15 protein-coding genes are annotated in these 13,819 nt (G+C 45.0%); 7 read left to right on the forward strand and 8 right to left on the reverse strand.

The annotated features are described in order from the left end of the window. Nucleotides 1-205: 205 nt before the first annotated feature. The gene (gene truD, locus A3K91_RS11010) at nt 206-1,405 is read left to right on the forward strand and encodes a tRNA pseudouridine(13) synthase TruD (protein ID WP_062845993.1); all 1,200 of its coding nucleotides are present in this window, start codon (nt 206-208) and stop codon (nt 1,403-1,405) included. 22 nt (nt 1,406-1,427) lie between these two features. Here truD and A3K91_RS11015 read toward each other — a convergent pair whose 3' ends face one another. Continuing rightward, on the reverse strand, nt 1,428-2,903 hold the full coding sequence (locus tag A3K91_RS11015; RefSeq protein WP_084387340.1) for a GGDEF domain-containing protein: 1,476 nt from the start codon (nt 2,901-2,903) through the stop codon (nt 1,428-1,430). A gap of 200 nt (nt 2,904-3,103) precedes the next feature. After that, on the reverse strand, nt 3,104-3,985 hold the full coding sequence (locus A3K91_RS11020; RefSeq protein ID WP_062845303.1) for a PHP domain-containing protein: 882 nt from the start codon (nt 3,983-3,985) through the stop codon (nt 3,104-3,106). Nucleotides 3,986-4,174: 189 nt separating this feature from the next. Here A3K91_RS11020 and A3K91_RS11025 point away from each other — a divergent pair, with 189 nt between their 5' ends. The 6 genes from A3K91_RS11025 (at nt 4,175) to A3K91_RS11050 (ending at nt 9,036) form a co-directional block, all read left to right on the forward strand. Next, entirely contained in the window at nt 4,175-4,726 is a 552-nt protein-coding gene (locus A3K91_RS11025; RefSeq protein WP_062845304.1) for an inner membrane-spanning protein YciB, read from the forward strand. Nucleotides 4,727-4,851: 125 nt separating this feature from the next. Beyond that, nucleotides 4,852-5,193 (forward strand): YciI family protein, encoded by a 342-nt coding sequence (locus A3K91_RS11030; protein ID WP_062845305.1) that lies wholly within the window; start codon nt 4,852-4,854, stop codon nt 5,191-5,193. Next, nucleotides 5,190-5,636, forward strand: a complete 447-nt coding sequence (locus A3K91_RS11035; RefSeq protein ID WP_062845306.1) for an SH3 domain-containing protein — start codon at nt 5,190-5,192, stop codon at nt 5,634-5,636. The genes A3K91_RS11030 and A3K91_RS11035 overlap by 4 nt, the downstream gene beginning before the upstream one ends. A gap of 116 nt (nt 5,637-5,752) precedes the next feature. Beyond that, nucleotides 5,753-7,816 (forward strand): tRNA (5-methylaminomethyl-2-thiouridine)(34)-methyltransferase MnmC2, encoded by a 2,064-nt coding sequence (gene mnmC2 / locus A3K91_RS11040; RefSeq protein ID WP_062845307.1) that lies wholly within the window; start codon nt 5,753-5,755, stop codon nt 7,814-7,816. Between the two features lie 84 nt (nt 7,817-7,900). Further along, nucleotides 7,901-8,326: a secondary thiamine-phosphate synthase enzyme YjbQ gene (locus A3K91_RS11045; RefSeq protein ID WP_062845308.1), complete on the forward strand. Its 426-nt coding sequence runs from the start codon at nt 7,901-7,903 to the stop codon at nt 8,324-8,326. Nucleotides 8,327-8,409: 83 nt separating this feature from the next. Next, nucleotides 8,410-9,036, forward strand: coding sequence for a hypothetical protein (locus A3K91_RS11050; RefSeq protein ID WP_062845995.1), 627 nt, complete (start codon nt 8,410-8,412; stop codon nt 9,034-9,036). A gap of 130 nt (nt 9,037-9,166) precedes the next feature. Here A3K91_RS11050 and A3K91_RS11055 read toward each other — a convergent pair whose 3' ends face one another. The 6 genes from A3K91_RS11055 to tsaB all read right to left on the reverse strand — a co-directional run bounded on the left by A3K91_RS11055 (nt 9,167) and on the right by tsaB (nt 13,811). After that, a complete protein-coding gene (locus tag A3K91_RS11055) occupies nt 9,167-9,778 on the reverse strand; it encodes a DUF4112 domain-containing protein (RefSeq protein ID WP_228139860.1) in 612 nt (203 codons plus the stop codon). Nucleotides 9,779-9,856: 78 nt separating this feature from the next. After that, the gene (gene ubiA / locus A3K91_RS11060) at nt 9,857-10,774 is read right to left on the reverse strand and encodes a 4-hydroxybenzoate octaprenyltransferase (protein ID WP_062845996.1); all 918 of its coding nucleotides are present in this window, start codon (nt 10,772-10,774) and stop codon (nt 9,857-9,859) included. A gap of 34 nt (nt 10,775-10,808) precedes the next feature. Continuing rightward, on the reverse strand, nt 10,809-11,048 hold the full coding sequence (locus A3K91_RS11065; RefSeq protein WP_062845310.1) for a hypothetical protein: 240 nt from the start codon (nt 11,046-11,048) through the stop codon (nt 10,809-10,811). Nucleotides 11,049-11,073: 25 nt separating this feature from the next. Beyond that, complete coding sequence (locus A3K91_RS11070) at nt 11,074-11,964, reverse strand: class I SAM-dependent methyltransferase (RefSeq protein ID WP_062845311.1); 891 nt, start codon at nt 11,962-11,964, stop codon at nt 11,074-11,076. A 209-nt stretch (nt 11,965-12,173) separates the two neighbouring features. Beyond that, on the reverse strand, nt 12,174-13,016 hold the full coding sequence (locus A3K91_RS11075; protein ID WP_062845312.1) for an undecaprenyl-diphosphate phosphatase: 843 nt from the start codon (nt 13,014-13,016) through the stop codon (nt 12,174-12,176). Nucleotides 13,017-13,106: 90 nt separating this feature from the next. Then, on the reverse strand, nt 13,107-13,811 hold the full coding sequence (gene tsaB, locus A3K91_RS11080; RefSeq protein WP_062845313.1) for a tRNA (adenosine(37)-N6)-threonylcarbamoyltransferase complex dimerization subunit type 1 TsaB: 705 nt from the start codon (nt 13,809-13,811) through the stop codon (nt 13,107-13,109). Nucleotides 13,812-13,819: the final 8 nt, after the last annotated feature.

The raw sequence follows: 13,819 nt of genomic DNA on the forward strand, positions 1-13,819 counted from the left end.
TCGTCTCAAATGAAGTAACGCTAAATCCATAACTGCATTGTTATTGATAATATCAATATCCGCTGGTTCACCATGTTTTTTTGTATGTTCCCTACGTTGCAAAACGTAATTCTTTACTGTTCTCTAATACCTTTATCGCGCCCCTTTAAAACATCTTCTTAAAATAAAAGACTCAGTTATGACTTCTCAAGACGAAAATATAAAAATGACGACTAACTCTCCCTCCGCTTTCACAGAGGCTGCATCCAATATTTCAAATATAGATATCACAGCTGCTACAGATACCTCGCAATTGCCACAGCCAGTCAAACCACCGCTAGCACAAGCGAGTTATAAAACCCACGCCACGGACTTTATCGTCAACGAGATACTGCCGTTGGAATTTACTAATGATGGTGAGCATTTATGGCTACATATTCAAAAGTCAGGCGTGAATACCGCTTATCTTGCCAAATTATTGTCAGAGTGGGCTGATATTCCATTACGTGATGTGGGTTATTCAGGACTCAAAGACCGTCATGCAGTGACAACGCAGTGGTTTAGCCTACGAATACCAAAAAAGCAACTGCCCACGACTGAATTTGCTCCAGAGGATATCGGCGACAATGAGTCGGTTATCATTCTTGCCCAGCATTGGCACAATAAAAAACTGAACCGCGGCACGCATAGAGCCAATGAATTTATTATTACTTTGCGTAATGTTCAATGTGAAGAATTAGCCACTAAAACGCCAGAGCAAACACGCCTTGCCAAGCAGCACCTCGAACAACATTTAAAAACCATCAGTGCAACTGGTGTGCCCAATTATTTTGGGCCACAGCGCTTTGGTCGTGAAGGCAATAATGTGAGAGAAGCATTGGCACTGTTTGCGCGCCCACCGCGCGAGGCAAGACCACAACCCAAGAAGAGCAAACGCAAGCGTGCACCACGTGAGCAGAACACCATGGAGCTGTCCGCAGCCCGTAGCTTGATATTTAATGAGATATTGGCAGCGCGAGTCCGTGATGGCAGTTGGAACCAGGGTCTAGCAGGTGAAGTATTTAACTTAGATGGGTCGGGATCGATATTTACTAGCGAAGAGATAGATGACACGTTACGCGCGCGTCTTAACAGCGGTGATATCCATCCAACGGGCGTCTTGTGGGGTACGGATAATGACAAGGTCAGTGCTACAGCAGCCACCATCGAAAACAGCACTGTCCAAAACAATCCGCTACTATCACAACTGGCAACAGGCTTAGAGAAACGCGATATAAAAGCGCAACGACGCGCGCTACGTCTGCCTATCGAGGCACTATCTTGGCATTGGGATGATGAGGAGACATTGGTACTGAGCTTTACGTTGACAACCGGTAGCTTTGCGACCAGCGTTTTAGCAAGCGTGGTACAGCAATTAACTACCTAAAATTCATCATAGCGGATTTAGATTACGTACCATAAAGAGAAGTTGCCACTCCTTCTTCTGAGTCACACATCTCATTGGCACTGACCACTTGATTGCGACCACGGCCTTTGGCTTCATACAGCGCTTTGTCTGCTGCACGAATGAGACGCTGGCAAATGTCATGAGGAGGCTGATCGATAGAGGCTGGGTGATTGACTTGATCGCGTGTGAACTTGATCGCACGTGACTTAGCTTTCTTCGTCTGTATAGTAGTGTGGGGCGCTTCTTGTTGAGCCAGTATTTCCTGTGTTTGCTTGATGCAGTTACGCTCCTCGTGCGTCAGCGTATACAGCCCCAAACTGGTGGTGACATTGAAAGTGATGTCATCCTCAACATTGATGATCTGATTGGCGATGCTGAGACGTATTTGTTCAGCAATGAGCATCGCGCTATCATGTTTTGTATCGGGCAACACAATCAAAAACTCTTCACCGCCATAACGGCTAATAATCGTTTCCTCAGCTAATGACTGCAATAGTGTCTGTGCCACCTCCGCTAAAACACGATCACCAACTTCGTGGCCATACTTATCATTGATTTCTTTAAACCAATCCAAATCCAATAAAATGACGCTAAAGTCTTGCTGATCTTTTATAGCGATCAAGGCTTCTTTCATTTGCATCAAACCATAGCGGCGACTTTGGAGCTGTGTCAGCTCATCTTGATTGGCATGCTGCAGTATCTCTTTTTTACTGGCATCCAATATAAGCAGTAAGGTACGAAAGGTATAAATAATAAAAATAGCTTTGGGCAAGGCCATATAAAGGTGAGTGGCACGCCAAAAAAATGCAGAAGAAAAACGCAATTGACTCAACGTCTCCCAGCTTAACTTACTGTTTTGCAAAATAGAATTATAGATACTACTTTCAACTGACGTGACTGCGCTATAGCCCATATAAGTATAGGTCACGACAGGAAACGCATTAGCGTTAGTGACGGCTGTCTGACGCAAAGTGGGCAATACAAATCCAAAATAAGGAAAAACAGTAAATACCACAATCAAGACGATATGACCCAAAAACGCTTTCCATACATAGCGCCGGCGTATGAGCATCATCGCGAGCATCGCTCCACCAACCAACGACACACCTGACACCAAGCTACTATGACCCATGACTAAAATAACCACAGCAATATAAATACTGTAGACCGCTACCAAAACAGCTTGCCACTTATGTAGCGAATGGCCGTCTTTTCTCAAGGGCGACAAGCGGCTTGCCATCCAAAAAAAGAAGATACCTGTCAGGGTCACCCCGATCCATGAAGGATAAAGCAGATCCATGTCGACAGAAGACACATAAACATCGCGCTGCCACCAAACAAACAAACACCAAAGCCAATGTGAAAAGACTTCCATTAAGACAAACAGTGCCAATAGCGACGCCCTATCAGCAGCTTGCCACTCAAAAATCACTCGCGAGAGTTTTTTGTAGCCTAGATGAGATATTGATATAGCCATAAAGGATACCGCGGACAGTGAGAAACAACCTACGATTAATAATGTAGATTAAGAATAAGACTTATATAGATTTAAGCCAACTCTTCATTTGATTGATGAGTGCGCCAATGCATGACAGCCTACGTTAAAGGGTGCGGCGTTTGGGATTGAAAGCGGCTTGTCATGCGAACGACAGTATGTTTGTGACGCTGTAATTTTGTCTAAGACAAAGTGGCAAAAGACTGCCATATACCCTGCTGCTCTGGGTTGAGTTTTGGCACATCACCCAAACGTCGCCATGGCATGTTACTTCCATGAAAGTCACTACCTATAGAGGCAACCAGATTGTGTTCAGCGATACTACGGTCAACCATTTTACGGGTACTAACAGGTTCACTACTGGCAGGTAATTCACAACCATCACCGCCAAGCTGTGCGAACTCTTCAATAAGCTTACGCACTCTTGTCGCTGAAAGTTGATAACGCGTTGGATGCGCCAGCACAGCTTTTCCACCACAAGCATGTATCAATTCAATACCATGCTCCATAGTTAGCGCTTCGATAGCGACATAGGCAGGCTTATTATCAGCCAAATATTTATCAAAGGCTTTTTGTACCGTTTTGACATGACCGTGTTCAAAGAGTACTTGACCAATGTGAGCGCGCCCTACCGCTTGTGGGTTACCACCTGCTTTATCAAGTATGGCTTGCCATAGCTCATCATAACTGACCTCTAATAACGCACTGAGCTTTTCTGTCATCTGCTGTCCACGCGATGCTCGGCTGTCTTGCAGCTGCTGCAAAGTTTTATGCATTTTTTCGCGATCGGCAAAATCAAGCCCAAGCACATGTATGATTTTATTGGTGGATTTATTTTTACCATAACCACCAGTCAGTGTATGCTCACAGCTTATTTCAACGCCATTGATGAGTTGGATGTTGCAGGCTTTCGCCGTTTCGCTCGCCTCATCAATACCTGCCAGCGTATCATGGTCAGTCAATGCCAATACATTGACGCCAGCCGCGTGGGCACGCTGTACCACTTCTGCTGGTGCATAGGTACCATCAGAGCAAGTACTGTGACAATGTAAATCGATTTTCATAAAGCTGACCTTAAAATTTTGAAGATAGTGTCAATCTGAGTAGAGGTTAATAATGAACATATTATCATTAAAGTACATGATAGGCGGTTAAGGCACAGCATATAAGATGATTATAGTGTTGATTGCTTTTTTTTGGCGCAGTAGACGTGTAAACTACCCCATACGTTTTTGTCGGACATCTTATCTGTTATGAAAGCCTTACTAGACTTCATTCCTTTAATTGCTTTTTTCATTGCCGCTCGCCATAGCGGTATTTTAGCGGCAGCTGGCGCATTACTCATCGCCACTATCGTCATCTATGCTATCCATTTTGTGCGCCAAAAAGGCAAATTCGATAAGCAGCAATGGGTTGTCTTGTTACTCACCATTTTATTCTGCGGTGGTACGTTGCTCTTGCGCGACGATATCTATCTGCGCTGGAAATCACCCATCATTAACGGTATTTTCGCTTTTACCCTCTTCGTCAGTGCCGCTATCAACAAACCTTTGATGCAGCTTGCAATGAAAGAAGTGTTTACACTCACATTGAGTGGCTGGAAAAAGCTGACCGTTGCTTGGGCTGTATTTTTCGCCTTTATGGGCGTATTACATTATATCACAGCATTTATGATGTCAGATGAGGCGTGGATTAACTTCAAAACCTATGGCTGGATTCCGATTATGCTAGTGTTTGTCGTTGTCCAGTTTTTGGTATTGAAAAAACATCTCAACCCAGCATTGACTGACAAGACCGTCAAGTAATTATTATCTTATAATAATACGCCATTTCTAAATTCTAATAGTGACAATGATTAATCACGAATATTGATTGCAAATATTACTAAAAGAAATGGTGCTTTATTTTTATTATCTACTGAGGAAGTACTATGTCCTTATTTGCCATTATTGGTCATGACGTTGCAGACAGTAGTGCGCAGCGTCAAATAACACGCGCCGAACACGTTGAGCGTTTGCAAGCACTGGGTCGCGAACAGCGCCTCATTATTGCTGGCCCAACACCCATTGAACATGGTAAAAGCGAGATGTCAGGCAGCCTAATTATTGCTGACTTTGAATCACTCGATGCAGCAAAAAAATGGGCAGGCGCTGAGCCTTACTTGCGTGATGGTGTCTACAGTCATGTCGATGTCAAACCGTTTGTTCAAACTCTGCCAGCCCCTAATGATACGACTGACAGTACATCATCAGTAAAGGTAACTGCATCGTGAGTCAATGGCTACTAAACCCTCGCACTTATCTTACTGTTTATAAAACTGGTGTGACAAGCGTCATGCTATTTATGGCTGTATCAGTAAATGCTGCTCCGACGACGAACGCTATTGATGATCCTGCGGCCGTTTCAGCATCAACGACGCCAGTGCCAACTAATCAACAAGCGATAACTGCCAGCACACCCGCCAGCACCAATAATACGTTGTTAGCCGCGCAGCTACAGCCGTCTACCCAAGCGCTTTCTGATGCCAATCAAGAGCTTTTGAGCCGTAATGCCCAGCTTCAGCGCGAAGTGAATGACTTGCAGACGCAAGTCAATGTTTTGGTTTATGAGAGCAAAGGACAACTGTTTTTATATGGTGCCTTTACCGTCTTGATCAGCTTATTGGTTGGTATTTTCGTCTCTTGGCTGGTATTTGTACGCCGTGACCGTTGGTAGTCCTGATTGCTTGTGATATAGATCGCTTTTAATCGAACAACCGACACACGAGAACCTGCCACTTTATAAAACGTACTCTTCTTTTTCAAACGCCTCATGCTGCTAAGAAACTTGCCATGTCTACTACTCAAACTGATGAAACATTGAGCGTCATTACGCCAGCCAACATCGACTGGCAAACGGATGATACGGGCAATAAGGTGCCTGTATCAGGTGAGTTTGGGGATGTGTACTTCTCACATGCAGATGGTCTGGCAGAAACGCGTCACGTATTTTTGGCGCACAACCAATTACCAGAACGATTATCAAAACTTGCGCCGCAGCAAAGTTTTACGATAGCCGAACTGGGTTTTGGGACAGGGCTAAATCTGTTGGCAACTTGGCTGCTTTGGCGTCATCTACGCGATACACACCCACAGTTAGCCACTGCTCGCCTGCACTTTATCACGACTGAAAAATACCCCATACCCATTACAGACCTGACAAAAATACTCGCTTTATGGGGACAGCGCGCGCCCGAGCTAACAGAACTGATTACGCCATTTCTAGACGCTTATCCGCCCCTTGTTGCAGGCTGTCATCGTTTGAATTTTTTTACTGATAATCTGACTGTCGATATGTGGTTTGGTGATGCAGCTACCAGCTTAACTAAGCTATCTTCTGATAAATCAATTGAGCCTACGCCCTTTGTGGATGCTTGGTTTTTGGATGGGTTTGCCCCTTCTTGTAACAGCACGCTATGGGCTGAGAACATCTTTGCGCAAGTACAACGTTTATCGCGTCCAAGCACAACTGCTGCGACTTATAGCTGCGCAGGCGTGGTCAAGCGTGCCCTACGTGCGTCTGGTTTTGAAATTAGCAAGGTAAAAGGGTTTGGTCGAAAGCGTGAAATGCTCACAGCAATCATGACGAACGCTGCATGTTCAGAGAGTAATGCCATCAAATCAGATATAGCGTGTGATGCCATAGAAGTTGATATTAGTGATAACGTCATTCTATCTGAGTCTCACAGCGTTGTCATTGGGGCTGGTGTCTCAGGATTATTCGTCGCTTGGTCTCTAGCCAATCGCGGCATTCAAGTCACGCTAGTAGATAAGTCTGCGCCTTTAGCAGGCGCATCAGGCAACCCTCGTGCCTTACTTGCGCCCAAAATGACACCCATTCATCATGTCGATGAGCATCTGCACACCATCGGTTATCTCTACAGCAGTAGAGTATACCGACAGTTTAATGACATGGCCCAATCAGAAAGCATATCGTCCGTAATTGAATCGACGGGCGCTCTTGATTTGCTTATGAAAGCCAATATCGGCACAGAGCAAATCGCCGATTATCCTGACGATATGGCAACGACGTTATCACCTGAAGCAGCGCGAAATTTCAGTGGCTTAAAAGAACAGAATTTGGCGACAAACTTGTATTTACCACACGCAGGTTTGGTCAATCCACAAACCTTAAAGCAGATTATATTGTTGCATCCGCTCATCCGCTTTCAGCAGCTGACTGTCGATAGTGTTAATGAAACAGAAACTCAGGTCTCGATTCAAGGACACAATAAAGACAACGCTGCCCTTACAATCGACGCTGATAACGTCGTGATTTGCGCCGCTTTTGAGAGTCATGACATCGACAAGCGTATTTTTGATTGCCGCAAGATTCGTGGGCAGCTCTCTTGGTTTACACCTACGAGAGAACAACTCACTCACTTACCCAAAATACCGCTCAAATACAGTGGTTACTGTACGTTATTTACCGCGCAAACGAACGACGATTCATTCGATAATGAGGCAGCTCACCAGCCTCAGTTTTTATTGGGTGCCAGCTTTATACGTAATGATATCGATACTCATATTCGTCATGAAGAGCACCAGATTAGCCGCGACAAGCTCGTTACCGCTATACCTGAGATGAGCACTATCATTCCGACAGATACCCGTTTATGGCAAGGGCGCGCGGGCGTTCGTACGCAAACGCCTGATTATCATCCGATTGTCGGACGATTGAGTGATAGTAAGCGTATGTGGGTCATGAGTGCGATGGGCGCAAAAGGTTATGCCTTGGCACCCATCTGTGCCGATGCACTGGTAGATATGATGACAGGCACGTTTGCCCCTTTATCAGAAGCCATGCTTGCGCGGCTTTTACCAACCCGTGTCCGTTTGCAGACGCCGCTCGTTTAGATTGATTTGAGTCATCGCTTTCAACCATGGTGACTATCTTGTAATATTCATTATAAAGCCGATGCTAATAATGAGAAACACTACATGCCCTACCATCAAACCACCCTTACTTTGCCTGCCCATGCACGCGGTATTCATATCATTACGCCAATGATTGAACAAGCAATTGACACGTTAATACCTGAGACTGCCAGCGCTGGTTTGGTGCATCTGTTTTTACAGCACACCTCAGCCAGTCTTGCTATTAATGAAAATGCAGATCCTGATGTCAGACTAGATACCGAGGACTGGCTACACAAAATCGCGCCAGCTGATCAGCCAGAGTATCGCCACACGTTAGAGGGATCAGATGACCTGCCAGCTCATTTCAAAAGCATGATGCTTGGCGTCAGTTTAACAGTGCCACTTATCAATGGCAGATTGGGTTTGGGCATGTGGCAAGGCATTTATTTATGCGAGCATAGAAATGATGGTGGCAAGCGAAGACTGGTCATTACTATCAATACCTAATAAGATATATCCAGATTCAATAGATGGCCAAACGCCATTTATCTCATTATTCTCATAAAGCACTCAATGGACAACACATTATCATGACTATTCATGCTTCCAATACCTCAAAACTCAAACGTTACTATCAGATAGTACCTGCGGTTTTTTTAAGTGCACTAATCCTCACAGCCTGCCAAAAAACACCAGAGCCTGAAGCGGTTGATGAGACGCCAGTAGAAACAAAAGATCAAACAACACCTGTGACGACCAATATCAATGTCGCTGATCCTAACGATAACAATGTAAATGAGGATACTACTTCGTCAGCAGACTCAGAGCGCGATGTCAGCCTAACCCAATTAGAAGACAATCTTGAGACTACGGATACTTCACCAACGAATGCAAGCGCATCACCAAGCCCTGAACAAGCAATCAAAGGCGCACAAATTACTGATGTGCGCTATAAAAGTGCTGCAGGAGAGTCTTTATCTGTCGTATTTGAGACGTCAGCGGCAGGCTTGCTCAACGCCATTGTTACTCTACCCAACAAACCAAAAATGACACTCACAGCACCTGAAGGTCAAGGCAACAATCCTACCTATCGCTCAAGCGATGGCGATATTCAGCTGGTCAGTCACGCAGGTGGTGGCACGATTGACCTCATTCGAAACGATAAAATTACAAGTTTTGATGCTGTCAGCGCTGATGCTGAAGTTGTTGCGGAATGATATGAATAAAACGATTTGGTGCCAACTCTTAGGCAGTCCAATTACTATGTAAAAAGGCAGCACACGTCGATAACGTGGCTGCCTTTGCTATGGTTTTGTGTGGGATGAGCTGACACAGCCTCATTTACGATTAACCAAATCCAGTAGTCGTTCCAAATAGACCAACAAGCCAGCTGATACCTGCCCACAGACCCCAGCCGATCGTCACAATAAATATGAGTCCAAGAATATCTGGGATATGCAAGTACAGCCATGCAATGAATGGATTGCGCCAAAAGCCAGCTTGCTGCTGTTTGTCTTCTAACGACTGATGCAAAAACGGTCGATCCATATGCATCACATCCGTAATGCCATACTCATCTTGTAGATGCTGATGGACGATGTCCAAGGTTTTACGACTAGGGCGAATGAAGATATCTAATAACGTGCCAATGCCAGGCACAATGCCAACGACCATATCGATAAGTGCCAACTTAACAGCAGGGGTCATTTTGTGGGCAGGCACACCTAACTGACGACCCAGTATAAACGCATAACTGGTCAGCGCCAATCCTGCCAAATCACCTGCCAGCGGAATGGTTGAAAGCGCAGAATCAGCCCCAATCCCTTGCTTGGTAAAAGGCACACGTATTAGCGAATCCATGATATTGGCAAACTTTGCCAGCTTACGTTCAGTTTCGATGACTTGTTGACGTGTCAATCCTTGCGCCGCTAACTTTGCTTCATAATCAGCAGTAGACATGCCTGCGCTCGGCACTCTTGTCCTCTTTAGCTTTGAGAATCTATCCATTATTTGAGAATCTATCCATTATTTGAGAATCTATCCATTAAAGGTGGTCCACATGCAGGCAATAGCGATGATTGCAAAAGCATAACGGCCTATCCAAATATTGGCCAAGAACGCCTTAAAACATAGGAGCGGTTGACGACTCGCACAAGCACTATTCTGCTTAGCAAACATCATTGCTATCAATCCCAAGCCAAATATTGGAATCATGCTCAAGCTGGTTGGCTCAAAGTAATGCCACAATACTGCCCCCATGATGAGCAAAAACAACATCTGTAAGATAGAGATGATAATCACATCATAACGACCAAATAGTATCGCCGTCGATTTGATGCCGATTTTTAAATCATCATCGCGGTCGGCCATTGCATATTGAGTGTCATACGCCACTGTCCAGCACATATAAGCAAAGAATAATAACCAGCACCAAATATCTGGCGCGCCTTGTACTGCCACGTATGCCATTGGTATCGCCCACCCAAACGCCGCTGCCAAAAACACTTGTGGCAACTGCGTATAGCGTTTCATAAAGGGATAAATAAAAGCCAGTATGATCGCACCAAAGGACCAATAAAACACTTCAATAGGCAAAAACAACAACAGACTGACACTTAGGATAACCAACACCAAAAAGGCAGCAATGGCTTCTTTTGCAGACAAACGACCATCGGCTAGTGGTCGATTTTTTGTGCGCGTCACATGACCATCAACTTTGCGATCAGCAAAATCATTAATGGCACAGCCTGCTGCTCGCATGAATACTGCACCTAGCGCAAATAATATAAAGATTTTAAGCGTGGGCAGGCCTGCTGGCATCGCTTGCTGCTGCGCTTTACCCATTGCCGCTAGCATGACTCCCCATAGCGTTGGCCACAGCAATAGCTCAATACCAACAGGTTTATCAAAACGTGTCAGTTGCATATAAGCATAGAGCTTGTCGGTAAGCGTCATAGATGAAGGGTCTTGTATCATTGTGTGATGGTCCCTATATTTTCTGCCATAAGCGATTTGCTTCTATCAGTGATATTTCAGGATATTGTTTGCGCAATGATTTGATGGCGGCAATTTTTTCTTTTTTGGCGGCTTGTTGACGCAAAAATGCCAGTTGCTCTTGCGGATTACTCAGCGCTTTTAAACGCGCTTCTAACCGAAGAATTCGAGTACGCAGCATAATATTGATGATTAATAAAACGGCACCCATCACCCAAATAATCAGCGCTGACATGTCCTGCTCCTATACGAAACGGCTATTAGACAAAATAGCCATCAAAACGCACCGCTTCGTTATGCCAGCACTCACTTGGCGGCTGGTGAGCAAGTTGCGGTGCAAACTGGGGACGCTTGACGACCACTCGACCCGATGTTTGCTCATGATGACCGACTACAGCGAGCGCATTTTGTAGCAACTGCTGCTCCTCCTCTGAGGTCGGTGGAAGAGCAAGTTGATGCAAGGCTTGCATGTGTTTGCCAACTTTAGCGCCCTTTCCTGTCTTGCTATCTTGATAGCTGTCTTCTGGAAACATAGGATCTAAATATACCACATCGACTGCCCGATTACTCTCAGAGATGGGCGAGCTGTTCACACTTGCAAAATAACTGAGGGCATCGGTATTTATAATCTGCAAACGTGACATAAGTTTTTGCCAGTTTGCTACTTTACTCATGCGCTGCTGCTCTACTAACAGTAGCAACGCCATCAATGGTTGCTGCTCAAGCATCACCACTTGCGCACCCATACTGGCCAATATCAAACTGTCGTGTCCAAAACCAGCAGTGGCATCAATGACCCTGCTATCCGAGGTGATTTTGACGGCTTGCAACAATAATTCTGATTTGCGACCAGCGCTTACCACCCGCCTTTGTAGTTTATCCCATTCAGGTGCCACGCTTAGCCCATTACTTAGCCATGACAATGCGTTTTTGTCATCCAGTAGTAGTATGGGCTGAGTCGATATCTGACTCAATTGCTGACGGCGTTTTTGAGTCAGTTTTTCTATAGACTGCTCAGTCTCTAGAAGGATGGGTAATTTATGCTCTGCTATCAGGGCTTTGAGACTTTCAATTTGTACTTGCTGCGAGTCGTTGACGTAGACAAGTTGGCAGCGCATAAAGGCGCGTGATTCTGGTTGTACACGGGTCATGATAGCCACCTCTTTTGCGACAGACAATAAAAACACTCAAAAAAACAGTGCCACTGGCGTCAATCTTCATTGCATCTAAAGCGCAAAACACGCCATGAGCAAAGAAAATTCATACCAGTAGCACGTTGTTATTCATATGGCTACGATTCACACATCAAATTTATTTCACATGAATCATAGAAAAATGAGATGATAAAAATGCTGACAATCTAACCTGTCATTTGATACCCAAATCCCCAAGCGGCGATTAAGACGATCACACCCGTGATAATGCGTAACCACGCAAAAACGGTAAAATCACGACGACTCACCCAAGCAACCAATAAGCGAATACATAATAGTGCGACCACAAAAGATACTATCGTTCCTATCGCTAACACTGTCCAATCTTCACTACTGCTCAGCACGTCGCCATGCTTAAGTAAGTCTAGTAGCGCGGCACCGACAATGACAGGTATACCTAAAAAGAAAGAAAATTCTGCGGACGCCTTGCGTGATACGCCAAGCCATAGAGCACCAATAATAGTGGAGCCTGAGCGCGACGTGCCTGGTATTAAGGCAATACATTGAAACAAACCGATAAGCAGCGCTGTTTTTAAACTGACATCTTCCGCTTCTTGCGCAATGATTTTTTTAGGACGTTTCTCAACATAAAATATCAATAGCCCACCAAGAATGAGCATGATGGCGACCACAATCGGATTGAATAAATAGGTTTTGATCTCATCAGCAAAGGTGAAGCCTACGATCATGACGGGAATAGTCGCTACAATTAAGCTAAGCCCCAGCTGTCTTGGATTGGCCATGCCTTCTGCTTTGCCAGTCAACAAACCCATGAGCGCCTGCCACAATCTACCCCAGTAATCATAGATAACCGCCAATATAGCGCCAAGCTGCACCACAACGACAAACAGATCCACTTTTTCTTTGGTCCAAAATCCCATCACATCTGCCGATAGAATCAAATAGCCTGTACTTGAGATGGGTAAAAACTCAGTGATACCTTCAACGATACCCATGATGACAGCTTGAAGTAATAAAATAATATCCACGATGGCTTTCCTAGACAAAGATATACCGATTGTTCAGTATAGTTTTTAGTATGTTCTAATATTTTTGAGGGGCAACGACGATGACAATGATTAAGCTTTACCTTGCTCTTTTAACGTTTTCCATGCCTGATTGCGCAAATACTTGGGTAGTGCATTGGCCGCATCCGTACCGCCCGAGGTAATAAATTGAGCAATACCCAGCTGTCCTATAACCACTGCATCTGGCCAGACCTCTTCATGACATATCTGCTCGCTATGAGCGCTTAACAGCATTGAGCCGTTACCAACGATAGGCAGATTAAGTGCTGTTTGACTGTCATAATCGAGCAATTGCTCATTGCTGTCGCTGCCGTCTATGGACACAGATTGCATGACAGCTTGACCTGTTTGGCTATTGTCGCCTATTTTATAGTGACCAAAATAAACCTGCTGCATACGCGCATCAAGAGCGCTGTATGCCTCGCTCAAGCCGTATTGCTGATAAGCTCGCTGCGCTATCGCTTGTAAACTTGAGACACCCACACAAGGAATATCATGCGCTACAGATAGCGCTTGCACCACTGCGGTATTGATGCGTATACCACTAAAGGCACCAGGCCCTCTGTTAAATATAAGGGCAGTTATATCGGCAAGTTTTAACTGAGCCTCTGACAGCGCAGCATCAATCATAGGAAGGATTTGCTGGGTTTGTTGGCGTTTGCCTGTTTCGGTATGACTCGCTAGTACGTGACCATTCGAATCTAAAACTGCGACCGAGCACTGATCGAACACGGTATCCATGGCTAAAAACTTCATACTCTCGG

The organism is Psychrobacter alimentarius (assembly GCF_001606025.1).
Lineage (GTDB): Bacteria > Pseudomonadota > Gammaproteobacteria > Pseudomonadales > Moraxellaceae > Psychrobacter > Psychrobacter alimentarius.